The sequence below is a fragment of the Pseudomonas sp. UBA6699 genome (assembly GCF_002454615.1).
Classification (GTDB): Bacteria; Pseudomonadota; Gammaproteobacteria; order Pseudomonadales; family Pseudomonadaceae; genus Aquipseudomonas; species Aquipseudomonas juntendi.
In genome coordinates this window covers 150,017-151,407 of the sequence record NZ_DKJF01000080.1, presented here as the reverse complement: position 1 = coordinate 151,407, position 1,391 = coordinate 150,017, and the positions used below count along the sequence as shown (strand labels likewise).

General features: G+C 66.5%; 1 protein-coding gene. It reads right to left on the bottom strand.

Features of this window, described 5'->3' with window-relative positions; genetic code table 11:
• Positions 1-26 precede the first annotated feature (26 nt).
• Complete coding sequence (locus tag B3361_RS16010) at positions 27-1,313, bottom strand: NAD(P)/FAD-dependent oxidoreductase (RefSeq protein ID WP_054905183.1); 1,287 nt, start codon at positions 1,311-1,313, stop codon at positions 27-29.
• Positions 1,314-1,391: the final 78 nt, after the last annotated feature.

Genomic DNA, 1,391 nt, shown 5'->3' with positions numbered 1-1,391 from the left:
GGGTTTACCCGCGAAGAGGCCGGTACTTACAACACAACCCGCAGGCATTGCCCCGCGTGGTACAGCGAGAACCCGGACTCATAGAACGCGGTGCGCAGCGATGGCGCGCTCACGCCACTCATTGGCGAGAACGGAATCGGCAGGCTGCCCGCCTCACCCTTGAGCAGGAACTCGGCAAACGCCCGGCCAATCACGGTGCCGGTGGTATTCCCACGCCCGTTATACCCGGTCACCGCCACCAGCCCCGGCGCCGGCTCGAACAGGCGCATCAGGTGGTCGGGGGTGAAGTCGATGCAACCGGTCCAGTGCATTTCCCACTCGACCTTGCCCAGGCCCGGGTAGTAATGGCTTTGAATGCGGTCGGCCCAGCTGCGCACGAACCAGGCGGGCTTGTTGTCGACCCGGCCCAGGCTGCCGAGCAACAGGCGGCCCTGGTCGTCACGGCGGATACTGCTGAGCACGGTGCGGGTGTCCCATGAGCCCTGGCCGTGCGGCAGTACCTTGTCGGCCTCAACGCCTTGCAGCGGCTTGGAGGCGACCTGGTAGTAATAACCGCGGAAGAACTGCTTCTGCAGGTTGCTCCAGTCGCCTTCGGTGTAGGCACCGGTGGAAATCACCACCTTGTCGGCCCGTACCGAGCCACGGGCCGTCTTGACCCGCCAGGCGTCGCCCTCGCGCGCCAGGCCTTCGACAGCCGACTGCTGGAACAGCTGGCCACCCAGGCGCACCACGGCCGCAGCCAGGCCCTGGGTGTAGCCCATGGGGTTGATGGTGCCGGCGCGGCGGTCGAGCAACGCGGCGGAAATCTTGTCGGTGCCACAGTATTCCTGGCACTGCGCGCCGGTCAGCAGCTCCACGTCGGCACCGCGACGGCGCCACTGCTCGTGGCGGGCCTCAAGGTCGGCGATGCCGGTGGCGTTGTGCGCCATGTGCAACGTGCCCTTGTGCTGGGCCTGGCAGTCGATGCCCAGGCGCTCGATCATTGCGAACACTTCAGCCGGGGCTTCACCCAGCACCTGGTTAAGGCGGCTGCCCTGCTTCTGGCCAAGGGTCGCCTCGACGTCGTCGGGGCGGATCCAGGTACCGGCATTGACCAACCCGACGTTGCGCCCGGAGCCCCCGTGGCCGACCTTCCAGGCCTCCAGCAGGATCACCGACTTGCCCTGCTCGAGCAGGTGAATGGCCGCCGACAGGCCGGTAATGCCGCCACCGATCACGCACACATCGGCCTTGTGCTCACCGGCCAGGGCCTGGGCGGCCACGCTCGGTGTGCTGACGAATTCCCACAAGCATTGTTGACGCAGTTCGGACATGGCCCGGCTCCAGCAATTTGTTCTTGTTGGGGCTGCCTTGCAGCCCATTCGCGGGTAAACCCGCTCCTACGGGCACTG